The sequence below is a fragment of the Acidovorax sp. genome (genome assembly GCF_016783915.1).
Classification (GTDB): domain Bacteria; phylum Pseudomonadota; class Gammaproteobacteria; order Burkholderiales; family Burkholderiaceae_C; genus Acidovorax.
In genome coordinates this window covers 32,316-48,131 of sequence record NZ_JADHVT010000022.1, presented here as the reverse complement: position 1 = coordinate 48,131, position 15,816 = coordinate 32,316, and the positions used below count along the sequence as shown (strand labels likewise).

13 protein-coding genes are annotated in these 15,816 nt (G+C 64.9%); 8 read left to right on the top strand and 5 right to left on the bottom strand.

Annotation, left to right across the window (positions count from 1 at the left end; genetic code table 11):
* The coding region (locus tag ISS20_RS06995; RefSeq protein WP_291435072.1) for a U32 family peptidase at positions 1–1,942 on the bottom strand (1,942 nt) is incomplete at its 3' end.
* Between the two features lie 262 nt (positions 1,943–2,204).
* Between ISS20_RS06995 and ISS20_RS06990 the strand changes: the two genes are divergently transcribed.
* The 4 genes from ISS20_RS06990 to ISS20_RS06975 all read left to right on the top strand — a co-directional run bounded on the left by ISS20_RS06990 (position 2,205) and on the right by ISS20_RS06975 (position 6,206).
* Positions 2,205–3,296 carry a branched-chain amino acid ABC transporter substrate-binding protein gene (locus tag ISS20_RS06990; protein WP_291435078.1) on the top strand — a complete coding sequence of 364 codons (1,092 nt, stop codon included), beginning with the start codon at positions 2,205–2,207 and terminating at the stop codon, positions 3,294–3,296.
* 141 nt (positions 3,297–3,437) lie between these two features.
* Positions 3,438–3,689, top strand: coding sequence for a hypothetical protein (locus ISS20_RS06985; protein ID WP_291435071.1), 252 nt, complete (start codon positions 3,438–3,440; stop codon positions 3,687–3,689).
* A 58-nt stretch (positions 3,690–3,747) separates the two neighbouring features.
* Entirely contained in the window at positions 3,748–5,139 is a 1,392-nt protein-coding gene (tadA, locus tag ISS20_RS06980) for a tRNA adenosine(34) deaminase TadA (RefSeq protein WP_291435069.1), read from the top strand.
* Between the two features lie 83 nt (positions 5,140–5,222).
* A complete protein-coding gene (locus ISS20_RS06975; protein ID WP_291435068.1) occupies positions 5,223–6,206 on the top strand; it encodes an LD-carboxypeptidase in 984 nt (327 codons plus the stop codon).
* A 91-nt stretch (positions 6,207–6,297) separates the two neighbouring features.
* Here the strand turns inward: ISS20_RS06975 and ISS20_RS06970 are convergent, their stop codons facing one another.
* The gene (locus ISS20_RS06970) at positions 6,298–6,657 is read right to left on the bottom strand and encodes a hypothetical protein (RefSeq protein ID WP_291435066.1); all 360 of its coding nucleotides are present in this window, start codon (positions 6,655–6,657) and stop codon (positions 6,298–6,300) included.
* 401 nt (positions 6,658–7,058) lie between these two features.
* On the opposite strand from ISS20_RS06970, the gene ISS20_RS06965 reads away from it, so the two are divergent.
* From ISS20_RS06965 to ISS20_RS06955, 3 genes are all read left to right on the top strand, one after another.
* The gene (locus ISS20_RS06965) at positions 7,059–7,988 is read left to right on the top strand and encodes an adenylate/guanylate cyclase domain-containing protein (RefSeq protein WP_291435064.1); all 930 of its coding nucleotides are present in this window, start codon (positions 7,059–7,061) and stop codon (positions 7,986–7,988) included.
* A 115-nt stretch (positions 7,989–8,103) separates the two neighbouring features.
* Positions 8,104–10,656: a penicillin acylase family protein gene (locus tag ISS20_RS06960; protein WP_291435062.1), complete on the top strand. Its 2,553-nt coding sequence runs from the start codon at positions 8,104–8,106 to the stop codon at positions 10,654–10,656.
* An 18-nt stretch (positions 10,657–10,674) separates the two neighbouring features.
* On the top strand, positions 10,675–11,688 hold the full coding sequence (locus ISS20_RS06955; RefSeq protein WP_291435060.1) for an asparaginase: 1,014 nt from the start codon (positions 10,675–10,677) through the stop codon (positions 11,686–11,688).
* 97 nt (positions 11,689–11,785) lie between these two features.
* On the opposite strand, the gene ISS20_RS06950 is transcribed toward ISS20_RS06955, so the two are convergent.
* Positions 11,786–12,403 (bottom strand): hypothetical protein, encoded by a 618-nt coding sequence (locus ISS20_RS06950; RefSeq protein ID WP_291435058.1) that lies wholly within the window; start codon positions 12,401–12,403, stop codon positions 11,786–11,788.
* 293 nt (positions 12,404–12,696) lie between these two features.
* Between ISS20_RS06950 and ISS20_RS06945 the strand changes: the two genes are divergently transcribed.
* Entirely contained in the window at positions 12,697–13,362 is a 666-nt protein-coding gene (locus ISS20_RS06945) for a hypothetical protein (protein WP_291435056.1), read from the top strand.
* Between the two features lie 29 nt (positions 13,363–13,391).
* Here the strand turns inward: ISS20_RS06945 and ISS20_RS06940 are convergent, their stop codons facing one another.
* The gene (locus ISS20_RS06940) at positions 13,392–14,666 is read right to left on the bottom strand and encodes an acyl-CoA dehydrogenase family protein (RefSeq protein ID WP_291435054.1); all 1,275 of its coding nucleotides are present in this window, start codon (positions 14,664–14,666) and stop codon (positions 13,392–13,394) included.
* A gap of 54 nt (positions 14,667–14,720) precedes the next feature.
* Positions 14,721–15,806: a phosphotransferase gene (locus ISS20_RS06935; protein WP_291435052.1), complete on the bottom strand. Its 1,086-nt coding sequence runs from the start codon at positions 15,804–15,806 to the stop codon at positions 14,721–14,723.
* Between the last annotated feature and the right edge of the window lie 10 nt (positions 15,807–15,816).

Sequence of the window (15,816 nt, the reverse complement as noted above, 5' to 3'; positions counted from 1 at the left end):
GCACCTGGCGCTTGATCTTGCCCACCACATGCATTTCACAGGGCTTGCAGTCAAAGCGCAAGGTCAGTTTCTCCTTGCCGTTGATCAACATCAAGGGTTCGGCCTTGATGGTGCCCTGCACGCCGGTGACGCCCTTGGCCTGCTTGGGGCACAGGCTCATCGAGAAGCGAACGCAGTGTTTGGTGATCATGAGGCTGACTTCGCCTTCTTCTTCGTGCGCCTCATAGGCCGCATCGATCACCTTCACACCGTGGCGCACATAAAAGTCATGCGCCTTGTGGTTGAACACATTGCCCAGGAACGAGAGCGTGTCTTCGGGGTAGGGCGCGGGCGGCTCCACCGGTATGGCACGCGGCAGGCGGGCAAAGTTGCGGGTGCGGTTGGCCTCCAGGTCGGCCACAGCGTCGCGGCGCAGCGCATTGAGCACCGAGGCGGGCACAAACAAGGGCTGCGACAACTGCAGCGCTATGTCGTGCACCGCAAAGGCGGTAGTGCCGAAGCGGCCCAGCTGCTCGCGCAGGCTGGCCTCGGCCTTGGCGGCATCGGTGGCGGGCTGGTGGGGCTGCTGCACGGAGGCAGAGCCCACATTGCCGTCATCGTCGGTCAGCACCAAGCTGAAGCCGCTGGGCGTTTCGCTCAGGTGCGCCCACAGGCCGATGCGGCGGTCGCTCGATTTTTTCTCCAGCGTGCGCACCCAGTCCATGTCGCGGTTGCGGTTGACCTCGGTGCCCTTGCGCAGGTCCTTGAAGCCGTCCATCGGGTCCTTGGGGTACACGCGCCACTGGCCCACGCTACGGGCCGACACCGGCTCGGCCACATTGATGGCCATGCCCACCAGTTCCTTGTGCAGGTCGTAGTAGCACAGGCCGTCGCCGTTGTGCAGCACCGTGCTGGGGTCGCTCACCTCCAGTTCGACAAAGTCGGGGCCCACCTTGGTCACCCAGCCGATGGCCTGGCCGGGGTTCTTGGGACTGTCGAAGGCGCCGATGTCTTCCTTGCGACCGGTCACAAAGTAGTCGGTGAACTCGCGGTTGAAGTTCTGCAGCGGGTCGGGCGTGAAGGTGAAGGTGGTGCGCCCGCTGGAAGAGCGGCCCAGTGGACGGCCCTGGGCCTCGCGCTCTTCGATGATTTCGTCGAGCAGGGTGCGGTAGTGGGCGGTGATGTTCTTCACATAGCCCATGTCCTTGTAGCGGCCTTCGATCTTGAAGCTGCGCACACCTGCGTCGATGAGGGCGCGCAGGTTGTCGCTCTGGTTGTTGTCCTTCATGCTCAGCACGTGCTTGTCGTGTGCGATGAAGCGGCCCTGCGCGTCCGTGACCTGGTAGGGCAGGCGGCAGGCCTGGCTGCAGTCGCCCCGGTTGGCGCTGCGCCCTGTCTGCGCATGGCTGATGTTGCACTGGCCGCTGTAGGCCACACACAGCGCGCCGTGGATGAAGAACTCGATGTTGGCACGGCCGGGTGCATCGACCGGGCCCAGTGCCTTGTGCACGGCCGCTATCTGCTGCACCGTGAGTTCGCGCGCCAGCACGATCTGCGACAGGCCAGCGTCTTGCAAAAACCGCGCTTTTTCGGGCGTGCGGATGTCGGTCTGGGTGCTGGCGTGCAGCTGGATGGGGGGCAAGTCGATTTCGAGCAAGCCCATGTCCTGGATGATGAGCGCATCGGCCCCAGCCTCGTACACCTGCCAGGCCATTTGGCGCGCGGCCTCCAGCTCGTCGTCGCGCAGAATGGTGTTGAGCGTGATGAAGATACGGCTGTTGAAGCGGCGCGCGTGTTTCACCAAGCGCTCGATGTCGCGGATGTCATTGCCCGCGCTGGCGCGTGCGCCAAAGGCGGGGCCGCCGATGTAGACGGCGTCGGCGCCGTGGTTGATGGCTTCGATGCCAATGTCTGCGTCGCGCGCGGGCGAGAGCAGTTCGAGCTGGTGGGGCAGAAGGGACATGGGGCGTGATTATCCCAGCGCACCCCGCAGCGTGGGTGGGGGAGGGCTGCCTATTAGCGCGGTTAATGCTGGAGCAAATTGCTAAGTTTGCTTAGCAAGTGCGGAAAATGGCCGCTGGCATGGCTAGGATGCGAGGCTTGTTGTGTACAAGATCGGTGCACAACATGCCTGCTTTGACTGAATTTGGAGACTTCGTACCGTGCTGCGCCCCGTTTTTGCTTCCTTGCCCCTGTTTCGAATTTCTGCCCTGACCGCCATTGCCATGGCCGCAAGCGTGGCCTCTGCGCAAGACGTGCAAATCGTCAAGATCGCCCATGCGGGCCCGGTGTCGGGTGGCATTGCCCACATCGGCAAGGACACGGAAAACGGTGTGCGCCTGGCCATTGACGACCTCAACACCCAGAACCTCGTCATCGGCGGCAAGAAGATCAAGTTTGAAATCGCGGCCGAAGACGACGCGGGCGACCCACGCCAGGCCACCGCCGTGGCGCAGAAGCTGTGCGACCAGAAGGTGGCAGGCGTGGTGGGGCACCTGCAGTCTGGCACGTCCATTCCCGCGTCGGCCGTCTACGCCAAGTGCGACCTGCCACACATCACGGCCTCGGCCTCCAACCCCGACCTGACCAAGCCCGGCCACAAGACCACCTTCCGCCTGATCGCCAACGACAACGCGCTGGGTGCTGCGCTGGCGCTGTTTGGTGCGGACCACCTCAAGCTCAAGAGCGTCGCCATCATCGACGACCGCACGGCCTACGGCCAGGGCGTGGCCTCGGTCTTCAAGGCCACGGCGCAACAAAAGGGCCTGAAGGTGGTGGCCGAGGAGTTCACCAACGACAAGGCTACCGACTTCATGGCCATCCTCACCGCCATCAAGAACAAGAGGCCCGACGCGATCTTCTACGGCGGCCTCGACGCTCAAGCCGGCCCCATGCTGCGCCAGATGGAGCAACTGGGCCTGGGCAACGTGAAGTATTTTGGCGGTGACGCGCTGTGCACCGAAAAGCTGCCCGAACTGTCGGGCAAGACCCCCGCGCTGAAGAATGTGACCTGCGCCACCGGCGGTGCGTCGGTGGACAAGATGCAGGGCGGCGCCGACTGGAAGAAGCGCTACGACGCCAAGTTCCCGGGCCAGTTCCAGATCTACAGCCCCTACGCCTATGACGCCGCCATGGTGCTGGCCGACGCCATGAAACGCGCCAATTCGGTGGACCCCAAGGTCTTCACCCCCTTCTTGGCCAAGACCGAATACAAGGGCGTGACTGCCAACATCGCCTTCACCGCCAAGGGTGAGCTGACGACACCCGCTGTGACCTTGTACACGTTCAAGGACGGCAGCCGCGTGGCATTGAACTGAGGTCACTCTCCTGCGTTGCTTCAGTGACTCCTGACCCAACGGCCGCTCCATGCGGCCGTTTTTGCGTGCGGCGTTTGGCTTTACAGTCAGATCCCATCGCAAGAACCCGCGGGCCGCCGGTGCCCGCCAAGGAGCCCAGGTATGCGCGCAATGTTTGGATTGGTCGGACTGGTGGTAGTGCTGGCCATCGTGGGCCTGCTGGCCAAGAAGCAACTGGCGGCCACGCGTGCCCCCATGCCAGCGTTGCAGACCGCCACGGGCGCAGTGGGGCCCGCCTCGGCGCCCACGGGCACGGTGCGCGAGCAGAGTCAACAGATGCAACAGCAGGTCAAGCAGCAGGTGGAAGGCCTGATGCAACAGGCACGCCCCATGCCCGAGGATGATAAAAAATGAACCAAATCGGCTGTAGGTGCAAGTATTTCATGCACCGATAGCTATTAAAAACATAGCAATGGATATCGATCACGACGCACACTGGATGCGCTTGGCGCTGGCCGAGGCGCAATCTGCAGCCAGCGCTGGCGAGGTGCCCGTGGGCGCCATCGTGGTCAAGGACGGCCAGGTCATCGCCACCGGCCGCAACGCCCCGGTGGAAGGCCACGACCCCACGGCCCATGCCGAGATTGTTGCCCTGCGTGCCGCGGCGCAGCGGCTCTCCAACTACCGGCTCGACGGCTGCAGCCTGTACGTGACGCTGGAGCCCTGCGCCATGTGCAGTGGCGCTATGTTGCATGCCCGGCTGGCAAGGGTGGTGTTTGGCGCGATGGAGCCCAAGACGGGGGCGGCAGGCTCGGTGCTCAACCTGTTTGGCCATGCCGAGATCAACCACCAGACGCAGGTGCAGGGCGGGGTACTGGCCGATGAGTGCGGTGAACTGCTCAGCGGGTTTTTCCGCCAGCGCCGCCACCAACAACGTGCAGAGGCACTGGCCCGCCACCCCTTGCGTGACGATGCCCTGCGCACGCCCGATGCGGCGTTTGCCAGCCTGCCGGGCTACCCCTGGGCTCCCCACTACGTCAGCGACCTGCCGAGCCTGGCAGGCCTGCGCTTGCACTATCTGGACGAAGGTCCCCGTGATGCGAAGCGCACTTGGCTGTGCCTGCATGGCAACCCGGCCTGGAGCTACCTGTACCGCCGCATGCTGCCCACTTTTCTCGCAGCGGGCGATCGAATTGTGGCGCCCGACCTGGTCGGTTTTGGCAAAAGCGACAAGCCCAAGAAGGAGGGCGCGCACCAGTTCGAATGGCACCGTCAGGTGTTGCTGGAGCTGATCGAGCGGCTGGACCTGCGTAACGTGGTGCTGGTGGTGCAGGACTGGGGTGGCATCCTGGGTCTCACACTGCCCATGGCGATGCCCGAGCGGTTTGGCGGCCTGCTGGTGATGAACACGCTGCTGGCCACAGGCGATGCGCCGTTGCCCCAGGGCTTTGTGGACTGGCGCGCGATGTGCCGGGACAAGCCGCTGTACGGGGTAGGGCGCCTGCTGGCACGCGGCAACCCGCACCTGAGCGCTGCGGAATGCGCAGCCTACGATGCCCCCTTTCCGGACAAAGGTTATCGGGCTGCGCTGCGTGCGTTCCCTGAACGTGTCCCTGCCGCCCTGGATGACGCCGGTGCGGCGCTGTCGCGTGCAGCCCGCGATTTCTGGCAGCACCAGTGGCCAGGCCGCAGCCTGATGGTGTTGGGGGCGCAAGACCCCGTGCTGGGGCTGCCCACCATGCGGGCGCTGCAGCACCACATCCGTGGATGCCCCGAGCCGGTGGTGCTGCCCCATGCGGGCCACTTTGTTCAGGAGCATGGCGAGGCCATTGCCGCACAGGCTGTGGAATACTTCACTTACTGATGTGCCCGCTGGCGCCCCATGATTGCATGGGGCACCGGGCATCCCCCTGTTTACGGAGCAGGCCCCACCGGGGCCTGAGCGCTTTGCACGACCACCATCACGACCCCTCGCAGTGCGACCACGACCACGGTCCCAAGCACATCTACATCTACTCGCCTTCCAGTGCAGTGCGCGACAAGGCCGCCTTCAAACGGGGCATCGCCCGTCTCAAGGCCCAGGGCCATGAGGTGGAGGTGGATGTGGACGCACTGGCCACACACACACGCTTTGCGGGCGACGACGCCACCCGGCTGGCCGCCATCCACCGTGCAGCGGCCAGTGGCGCCGATGTGGCGCTGATCTCGCGCGGGGGCTATGGCCTCACGCGCATCCTGCCGGGCATCCGCTACAAGGCGGTGGCCAAGGCCGTCGAAAAGGGCACCCACTTTGTGGGCGTGAGCGACTTCACCGCCTTTCAGCTCGCCGTGCTGGCCAAAACCGGGGCCACCACCTGGGCGGGGCCGTCGCTGGGGGCCGATTTTGGCGTGGAGGGCGCGCCCGACGACATCATGGAAGCCTGCTTTGACGACCTGCTGACCGGCCACGGCGAAGGCACGGGCTGGCGCATGCACAAGGAAAAGCCCCATGCCACTACCGGCAAGCCTGCTGTGCCCAACGTCTATGTGAAAAGCGCCACCCTGTGGGGCGGCAACCTGGCCGTGCTGGCTTCGCTGGTGGGGACGCCGTACTTCCCGCAGGTCAAGGGTGGGGTGCTGTTTGTGGAGGATGTGCACGAGCATCCCTACCGCGTTGAGCGCATGCTGACCCAGCTGCTGCACGCCGGTGTGCTGGCCCAGCAGAAAGCCGTGGTACTGGGGCAGTTCACCAACTTCAAGTTGGCGCCGCACGACAAGGGCTACAAGCTCCAGTCGGTGGTGGACTGGCTGCGCACCCAGATCAAGGCGCCCGTGCTTACCAACCTGCCGTTTGGGCATGTCGAGACCAAGGTGCTGCTGCCCGTGGGCGCAACAGTTTCGTTGTCGGTGGAAGAGCGTGATGCGCTGATCTATTGGGGCCACCAGCACTGAACAGGCGGCGCTAACCCGGGGCTGCTGCGTGGCACGATGCCGGTGCAGCGCATTGACTGGCCCCGGCCGTCAGGGCTGCAATCTCAGGGTTTCAGAGGTGCGCGCGGGGTGCGTTGGGCATTTGTGGCACCCGCAGCGACAGCGGCAACTGCCCCTGGAACATCGGCGTGACCTGGTCCAGCACCGTCTGTGCGATGGCCTCGCCGCGCAGCAGGGTGAGTGTGTCGAGCAAATCGCTGCGCAGGTACCACAGCGCCTCGATATCGCCCGCATAGCGCAGGCGCATGTTCATGCGCGCCACTTCGCAGCCGGTGAGCCCCATCAGGCTTTGCAACATGGCACGCCGCACCTCTTCCAGACCCTGGTCGCGCACCCAGGCCGTCGACGACGGCTTGTCACGACCGAGCAGGTCGTGCAGGTTGTTGCGGAGATTGGGCTTGTTCCAGCGCATGGGCGGAGGGCAGTGCGGTTCTTGTAACAGGGTCGATCAAAGTAAGCGGGAGTGAGGATTGATGCAAGGGCGGCGCTCCTGTTTTTGCATAAAGACAACACAGCGCGCCCGTTTGTAGCGAACTTTTACGCATTCTTCCCGGATGTTTGCAGCGAGCTGACAGCGCAGCGCACGGTGTTCCAAGGCCCAGGGAGGCCCCACGCCATTCGGGCGTTCGCGTGACCGTGTGGTGCATGTCCTGCCGTGCACCTGGGTACCAACACGGCCGAAGGCGGCTCAAAACGGGGGGCGTGTGCGGTCTGCAAAGACCTCAGCGCAGGATTGTTGACGCTTTGGTAGATGCGTCTTCGTTGAGCTTGCACTAAACTGGTTCACATGATGTTACTAATGGGCCGTCGTTCATGAGTGTGTTGTCGACGGTGGTCTTCGCCGACATTTCAGGCAGCACCTCGTTGTATGAAACGCTGGGCAACGAGCGCGCCACAGAGGCGGTGACCCAAGTCACGCAGTGGATCAGTGACACCATCGAGGCACATGCGGGCCGTGTGGTCAAGAAGCTGGGCGACGGTGTGTTGTGTGTTTTTGGCGATGCGGCCAGTGCTGTGACTGCCACCACGCACATGCTGCGCCAGCACAAGGCGCGTCTGGACCGTTGGCCACAGCCATTGCGCATGGACATTCGCGTGGGCGTGGCCAGCGGTGAGGTGGTCGATGTGGACGGCGACTGCTACGGTGATGCCGTCAACGTGGCCTCCCGCCTGTGTGAGCGCGCGGGCCCGGCCGAGATCTGGGCTACCGAGACGGCAGTGCTGTTGGCGGGCGTGGCGCCTGACGTGTGGTACCGCAAGCTCGGCCTGATGGAGATCCGTGGCAAGGCCGAGTTGCAGATGCTCTACCAAGTGGAATGGCGCGAGAATGAAGAGCCCGACTCGCTCACCATGCAGGCGGCGCTGGTCAGCAGTTTTGCGCCGGCCGATTCCATCCTGGGGCAGATCCAGTTTTCCTGGCACGGCGTAGATATGTCGTTCACCTCGTCGGATGCGCCTGTGCATGTGGGGCGTGCTACCCATGCACAGCTGTGCATCAACGACCCCCGTGTGTCGCGTCTGCATGCGCGCATCGACTGGCGCAACAGCGGCTTTGTGCTCACCGATATGAGCAGCTTTGGCACCTGGGTGCAGTTTGACGGCAGCGACTCGCCAGTGCGGCTGCGCCGCGATGCCTGCATCCTGCATGGCACGGGGCAGATTGCGCTGGGGGTTCCATTTACCGAGCCCAGTGCTCCGGTCATGAACTTTCAGGTCGCCGGTACCCGCGTTCACCTGGGCTGAGTCCTTCGGCCGCCACCGACGGCTGTCACTGTGTGGTGGGTTTCCGGTCGGGGCGCAACCTGCATTTACTTCCGAATCAATACAAATAACCCACAAGAATCAGGAGACATGAGACATGGCGTGGATGAAGCGAACGGCCGTCGGGCTGGTGGTTGCGGCATTGCTGGCCGGCACGGTGGCTGCGGTGTATGTGCAGCGCAGCTTTGCGGCGCTGGATGGCAAGCTGGTCGTCAAGGGCCTGCGCCAAGCCGTGCAGGTGCAGCGCGATGGCGCTGACGTTACCCACATCCGCGCGCAGTCTCCGCAAGACGCCTGGTTTGCCATGGGCTACGTGCATGCGCAGGAGCGCACCTGGCAGCTGGAGTTCAATCGCCGCTTGATGCACGGCGAGCTGTCCGAGGTGTTCGGGCCCGCCACGCTGGAGACCGACAAGCTCATGCGCACGCTGGACATCATGGGCACGGCCAAGCGGCAGTATGCAGGTCTGCCGTTGTATGCCCAGGAGGCCCTGCAGGCCTACAGCCAGGGCATCCACGCTTTCCACCAAAACCGCCCCCAGGCGCTGTCGCCTGAGTTTCATATTCTGGGCGTTCAGCCTGGCGGGGTCGCAGGCGCGGTTTGGGAGCCAGAAGACAGTGTGGGTTGGGCGCTGATGATGGCCCTGGACCTGGGAGGCAACTGGGGCAACGAGTTTGCGCGGCTGTCCATCGCCAAAACGCTGGACACCGAGCGCTTGTGGCAACTGATGCCACCGTACCCGGGGGAGCGCCCCGCTGCCTCGGCCGACCTGGCCGCGTTGTACCTGCAGTTGGGGGTGTACCGGGCCACCGATGCCAGCGCTTCTGCTGCACCGGCGGCCGCCGCTGAACCGGTCGACCGGGGAGCTGCATCTGCTGCGCTGGGCGACGGGCCTTTGTCCCGCCAGATCAGTGCCGGCATGCTGGCCTGGACTGATGAGCTCACGCGCAACGCGGGCACCAACGAAGGCAAGGGCAGCAACAACTGGGTGTTGGCGGGCACCCGTACCGTGAGTGGCAAACCGCTGCTGGCCAACGACCCGCACCTGGGCCTGTCGGCACCCGCCATCTGGTACTTTGCGGGCTTGCAGGCGCCCGCAGGCCAGGCGTCTGACGGCACCCCCATGGGCGCCATCGACGCGGTGGGCGCCACCTTGCCCGGCATGCCCTTTGTGGTGCTGGGCCGTACGGACAAAGTGGCCTGGGGCTTCACCAACACCGGCCCCGATGTTCAGGACCTGTACCTGGAGCAGATCAACCCCGCAGACGCCTCGCAGTACCGCACGCCCGAGGGCTGGACGCCCTTCACGGTGCGCAACGAAACCATTCGCGTGAAAGGGCAGGCCGATGTCGCCCTGAAGGTGCGCAGCACGCGGCACGGCCCCGTGTTGAGCGACGCACAGAAGTCGCATGCGGACGTGCTGGACCTCGGCAAATACGTGCTGGCGCTGCGCTGGAGCGCGCTCGATGCCGACAACCAGACGGTGCTGGCGGGCCTCCAGACCAATCAGGCGAAATCGGTGGACGCGTTGTTCGCGGCCCTCTCGCACTATCACTCGCCGATGCAGAACGTGGTGGCGGCCGATGACCAGGGCAACATCCGTTTCAAGGCCGCTGGCCGCGCGCCTGTGCGAGACCCTGCCAACGACATCCGGGGCGTGGCGCCGTCACCGGGCTGGGACGCCCGGTACGACTGGAAGGGCTGGCTGCCGTATGACCAGACGCCCGAGGACAATGGCGCCCGGGGCTGGATTGCCACCGCCAACCAGCGGGTGACTGCGCCGGACTATCCCCACTACCTGACCCAAGACTGGGCCTTGCCCTACCGCTACGAACGCATTGCGCAGCTGATCGAGGCGACTGACAAGCACGATGCCGCGAGCATGCAGGCCATCCACCGCGATGTGACCTCGCTGGCCACACGCAGGCTGCTACCCTACCTGCAGCAGGCCAAGTCATCGCACCCGCTGGCAACGGCTGCGCAAGAGCAGCTCCAAGGCTTTGACGGCGTGATGGATGCGGGCAAGGCTGCGCCCCTGGTGTTTGCCGCATGGACCGACGAGCTGGCGCGCGGCCTGATCGTGCCGCGCATCGGCGAGGCACGATTCACCGCGACCTATGGCAAACGCGACTACCGGGCCGCGCTGGAGGGCATCCTGGAGCGCAACGACACTTGGTGGTGCCAGCCCGCATCGTGTGCAGAGCAGTCGGCCGCAGCACTGGGACGCGCGCTCGACCGGCTGCAGGCGGCCTACGGCGCAGACCCCGCGCAATGGCGCTGGGGCGCGGCGCACCCGGCACTCAGCGTGCACCGGCCGTTTGGCAATGTGCCTGCACTGGCCCGCTTTTTTGACGTGAGCGAGCCATCGCATGGCGACGCCTACACCGTCAATGTGGGGCAGTACAACGCGGGCGAAGCCAAGGGCCCGTTTGTGAACCGCCACGCCGCATCGCTGCGCGCGGTGTACGATCTGGCCGACCTGGAGCAGTCGCGCTTCATCTACCAGACCGGACAAAGTGGCCTGGTGTTTTCGCCGCGTTACCGCGACATGAGCAGCACCTGGGCGCAGACGGGCTACCGCGCCCTGCAGCGCCAGCCTGCACGCTGGGCCCACGAATTGACGCTGGCCCCCGCACCGGCGGCGCAGTAACCACTGCTGGAGATCACCATGGGTTTTGTTCCGCTGATCGAGGTGACCCGGGGCGACCTCGCCGAATGCCAGCACTGGGGCGCCGTGGCGGTGGCCGATTGCCAAGGCCGTGTGCTGGCGCAGGTGGGCGACCCGTACACGGTCACGTTCACGCGCTCCACCATCAAGGCATTTCAGGCCCTGCCGTTCTTGCAGTCTGGCGGGGCCCAGGCGCTGGGCTGGGGCGTGAGCGAACTGGCCCTGCTATGCGCCAGCCACAACGGAGAGCCCATGCATGTGCAGCAGGTTGAGCGCATGCTGGACAGCGTGGGGCAGAACTACCACGTTCTGCGCTGCGGGTGCCATCGGCCGCTGTTTGCGGAACTGGGCCACGGCGTGCTGCCAGACGGATTAGTACCCGACGAGCGCCACAACAACTGCAGCGGCAAACACGCGGGTTTTGTCGCCCATTGTGTGCAGCAGGGCTGGCCGCTCGACAACCATCTGGACCCTGCGCACCCGTTGCAGCGGGCGATTCGTGAGCGGGTGGCGCAGGCAGTGGGGCTGGCGCCTGAGCAACTGGCCATGGGCATCGATGGCTGCTCCGCCCCCAACTACGCCATGCCGCTCGCTCACCTGGCCCGTGGCTATGCGCGCCTGGCGGGTGGGGCGCCCGACACGGATCTGGACCGGAGCCTGACCGCACTGGCCGATGCCATGGTGCAACGCCCGGAGCTGGGCTCCGGCACCGGTCGGCACGACCTGGATTTCATGCGGGCAGGGCGGGGCGACTGGGTCTCGAAGACCGGGGCCGACGGGGTGCAGGTGGTGGGCAGCCGCAGCCGTGGCGAGGCCTTTGCCCTCAAGATCATGGACGGCAACATGGCGGCGCAGGTGGCGGCTGCGGTGGAGGTGATGGACCAGCTGGGATGGCTGGACCCCGCCCAGCAAGAGGCACTGGCGCCGCGCAGAAACGCGGTCATCCGCAATGCCAAGGGGCTGGTGGTGGGCGGCCGCCGGCCGGTCTTTCGCTTGCAACGCGCAGCGGCTTGAGTCTGGGCGACGTCTGGGTGGCTACCGCCGGAAGTGCCGGTTCCTGCTCCCACGGCGTGTTGGGCAGAGAATTTGAGTGAAATCGGCCGGTAGCGCACTATTCATATGTGCTGGCTGCTTCAAAAAATGTAGCAAAAGGCTCGGTATCCGGCAGCACGTAGATCACCCCTGGCGTCCGCCCAAACCAGGGCGCGATGAACTGGTCGTAGAACGCTGCGGGTGCGTTCACACAGCCATAGCTGATGCGTTTTTCTCGGGTGCTGGAGCTTGCCAGGCGCTGTAGGCGGCGCTCTGCGGCGCTCACGCTGCGCACCCGATGCAGTGAGACGGCAGCGTCGTAGTCGATCCACACAATGTCTTCACCCTGCAGGTTGCGGCCGGGCTCGGTCACAAAGCGGCCTGCAGGGGTGGTACGTTCGTGCGGACGGATGTGGGCCAGCGGCTTGGCCCCGATGCCCATGGCTGTGCGGTCGCCTGCAGCGGCACCCAGCAGCACGGGCGCGCTGCCCAGCCATTGGGCCTGGGCAGAAAACACGTGGATGCGCGCAGCGGGCTTGTCGATCACGGCAAACGGCAAGCCCTGGTGGTCGGCCGTCGCAGCGGACCAGCGCACCAGCTGGCGCACCCTGGCCGATGCGTCGTCGGGCAGCGCCAGGGCGGTCCCCGGAGCGGCCAGCGCACCAGCCACCGTGATAAGCGCAAGTCTGCGGTCCATAGAGAAGAGCATGTGGGCTGTTCAGATCGCCAAAAGTGAATGCGGCGGGGGCGCTCCGGCGCGGTGCAGCGCCCATGCGCTTGGGGAGTGGCCACACCAGCCGTTCGCCGCTTTGTCCTTCCGGCATGGTGAACCAGGTCACAGAAGGCGTTCACCCGGTTTGCCGCAGCGGCCAATGCCCCCAATAATGCCTGCATCCGTGACTTCCGCGAAGCCCAGGGCTTCGAATCACCATGCTTGACCGTCTTCGCAAAGCACTGCATCTGTCTGGCGGCGCGACTGCCACACGACCTGTGTCCAATCAAGAGGTGGTCCGGTGGGCAGCCACCCAGCGCCTGGCGATCGTGCCGCAGTCGGTAGAGGGGCATTTTGATCTGGGGGGCGACTTGGGCGCTCGTCCGTGGCGGCTGGAGTGTGGCAACCCTACGCGCGACTACGTACACGGCCTGGAGCTGCGAGGGCGCGCCGATCTGGGAGTGGACCCCGATGCGGCGGTGATGGTGCTGAACCGCCCCTTGCAGGAGTCCCTGGAGGGCAACGCCTACAACGCCATCACCGACACATTGCAGACCACGGTGAATGCCAGCCTGCCCGAGGAAATGCGCTGGCTGGCCATGTATGAAGAGGTAGCCTGGCCGGGGCTGCCGGCCTCGTTCCGTAAGCACTTTGCGGTGGTGGCCGAGCGCATGGAGACCGCGCAGCGCTGGATCCATGCGCCCGTCGTGTCTCAACTGCTCAACATAGTCGAAGGCGAGGGCGGCGAAGTGCGAGCGCAGTCGCCGCTGCTGTTGATGCTGGTACGTGGCAAGGTATACCTGCGCATGGAGCATACCCAGCGCAGCCTGAAGGAAATCGCCCAGGCTACGCAATTGCTACTGGCGGCTGCCCAAGGGGCTTTGCAGAACCTGCCGCACCCTTCGCCTGCTGATGCACAGGCGCAGGACGCAGCAAGGCCATAGGGGCGCCGTGAGTGCGCCGTAGGTGCGCTTCAGCTACCGCGTGTCACCGGCACTGCGGCGTCGCGGCCGTAGCTGCCGTACTTGCCCAGCTCCCACTTGGCAATGGCGTTGCGGTGCACTTCGTCCGGGCCATCGGCAAAACGCAGGGTGCGCGCACCGGCGTAGGCGTAGGCCAGGGGGAAGTCGTCAGACATGCCGCCGCCGCCGTGCACCTGCATGGCCCAGTCGATCACCTGGCAGGCCATGCTGGGGGCCACTACCTTGATCATCGCGATTTCGGTTTTGGCAACCTTGTTGCCGGCCACGTCCATCAGCCACGCAGCCTTGAGCGTGAGCAGACGGGCCATATCGATCTTGCAGCGGGCCTCGGCAATACGCTCCTGCGTCACCGTCTGCTGGGCCACGGTCTTGCCAAAGGCCACGCGCGACGAAGCGCGCTTGCACATCAGCTCGAGGGCACGTTCAGCCAGGCCGATGAGGCGCATGCAGTGGTGGATGCGTCCGGGGCCCAGGCGACCTTGGGCGATCTCGAAGCCACGGCCTTCACCCAGCAGAATGTTGGATACTGGCACACGTACGTTCTCGAAGGTCATCTCGACGTGACCGTGAGGCGCGTCGTCATAGCCCAGCACGTTCAGCGGACGGATGATCTTGATGCCGTGGGTGTCGGCGGGCACCAGTACCATGCTCTGCTGTGAATGGCGGGGGGCTTCGGGATCGGTCTTGCCCATGGTGATGAACACGGCGCAGCGCGGGTCGGCAGCACCGGAGATCCACCACTTGCGGCCGTTGATCACATACTCGTCGCCCTGGCGCTCAATGCGCGTTTCGATGTTGGTGGCGTCGCTCGATGCCACGTCGGGTTCGGTCATCGCGAACGCGGAGCGGATCTTGCCTTCGAGCAGCGGCTTGAGCCAGCGGGCCTTGTTGGCATCGTCACCGTAACGGGCAATGGTTTCCATGTTGCCGGTGTCTGGTGCGGAGCAGTTGAACACCTCACTGGCCCATGGCACACGACCCATGATTTCTGCCAGCGGTGCGTATTCCTGGTTGGTCAGCCCTGCACCGGCGTAGCCCGATGCTGCGGCGCTATCGACCGGGAGAAACAGGTTCCACAACCCGGCGGCCTGGGCCTTGGGCTTGAGGTTCTCGATGGTGTTCAGCGCGCTCCAGCGCTTGCCCGCAGCCGTGTTGGCGGTCAGTTCGTCTTTGTAGGCAGACTCGTTCGGATAGATGTGGTCATCCATGAACTGGAGCAGCTTGGCCTGCAGTTCCTTGGTTTTGGGCGAGTAGTCAAAGTCCATGGGTTTCTTCTCCGTTGGTAATCGTGGGGCGGCGCTTGGCGTTGCGTCGCGTGTTCAGTCGCGCTGCGCAAACGACCAGGCCAGCTGGGCCATGGGTCGTGCGGTATCGCCTGAGGCCTTGGCCTGGGCGCTGGAGGCCGTGCCGGCCTCTACCCGCTTGGCAATGCCTTGCAGGATGGCCGCTATGCGGAACATGTTGTAGGCGAGATAGAAGTTCCAGTCCGCGCGCAAGGCTTCAGGCGTGGCGATGCCGGTACGCTCGCAGTACTTGCGGATGTAGGTGTCTTCGTCGGGAATGCCCAGCGCGCCTATGTCCAGCCCTGCAATACCGCGCCCGAGCGAGGCAGGAATGTGCCAGCTCATACAGTGGTAGCTGAAGTCGGCCAGCGGGTGGCCCAGCGTGGACAGCTCCCAGTCGAGCACAGCAATCACGCGCGGCTCGGTGGGGTGGAACATCAGGTTGTCCAGGCGGTAGTCGCCGTGCACGATGGACACATGGCCCTCGTCCCGCGCGCTGGCGGGCATGTTGGCGGGCAACCACTCCATCAGACGGTCCATCTCTTCGATGGGTTGCGTGATGGACGCCATGTATTGCTTGCTCCAACGGCCGATCTGGCGGTCAAAGTAGTTGCCGGGTTTGCCATAGCTGGCCAGGCCCCGGTCCGCAAACTTCACGGTGTGCAGTGCGGCAATCACGCGGTTCATCTCGTTGTAGATGTCACCGCGCTCGGCGGGCGTCATCCCTGGCAAAGATTGGTCCCACAGCACGCGGCCCTGCATGCACTCCATCACGTAAAAGGCACGGCCGATCACCGATTCGTCCTCGCACAGCACGAACATGCGGGGCACTGGCACGTCGGTGCCGTACAGGCCACTCATCACCGCGAATTCGCGTTCGATGGCGTGGGCCGAAGGCAGCAGTTTGGCCACGGGTCCCGGCTTGGCGCGCATCACGTAGCTGGTGCCGGGGGTGATGAGTTTGTAGGTGGGATTGGACTGCCCACCCTTGAACATCTCCACCGTCAGCGGGCCAACAAAGCCCTCCATGTTCTTGGAGAGCCATGCAGTCAGCGTTTCGATGTCGAAGGCGTGCTGATCGGAGACAGGGCGGGTGCCGACGAAATGGTCAAAGTTGCTCATGGAGGGGCGG

Excerpts from the sequence above, each read along its gene's own strand:
- ISS20_RS06970 (WP_291435066.1), bottom strand. The coding sequence starts at position 6,657 with ATGCGCTGGAACAAGCCCAATCTCCGCAACAACCTGCACGACCTGCTC.
- ISS20_RS06985 (WP_291435071.1), top strand. The coding sequence starts at position 3,438 with ATGCGCGCAATGTTTGGATTGGTCGGACTGGTGGTAGTGCTGGCCATC.
- ISS20_RS06960 (WP_291435062.1), top strand. The coding sequence starts at position 8,104 with ATGGCGTGGATGAAGCGAACGGCCGTCGGGCTGGTGGTTGCGGCATTG.
- ISS20_RS06990 (WP_291435078.1), top strand. The coding sequence starts at position 2,205 with ATGGCCGCAAGCGTGGCCTCTGCGCAAGACGTGCAAATCGTCAAGATC.
- ISS20_RS06950 (WP_291435058.1), bottom strand. The coding sequence starts at position 12,403 with ATGGACCGCAGACTTGCGCTTATCACGGTGGCTGGTGCGCTGGCCGCT.
- ISS20_RS06965 (WP_291435064.1), top strand. The coding sequence starts at position 7,059 with ATGAGTGTGTTGTCGACGGTGGTCTTCGCCGACATTTCAGGCAGCACC.
- ISS20_RS06940 (WP_291435054.1), bottom strand. The coding sequence starts at position 14,666 with ATGGACTTTGACTACTCGCCCAAAACCAAGGAACTGCAGGCCAAGCTG.
- ISS20_RS06935 (WP_291435052.1), bottom strand. The coding sequence starts at position 15,806 with ATGAGCAACTTTGACCATTTCGTCGGCACCCGCCCTGTCTCCGATCAG.
- tadA (WP_291435069.1), top strand. The coding sequence starts at position 3,748 with ATGGATATCGATCACGACGCACACTGGATGCGCTTGGCGCTGGCCGAG.
- ISS20_RS06955 (WP_291435060.1), top strand. The coding sequence starts at position 10,675 with ATGGGTTTTGTTCCGCTGATCGAGGTGACCCGGGGCGACCTCGCCGAA.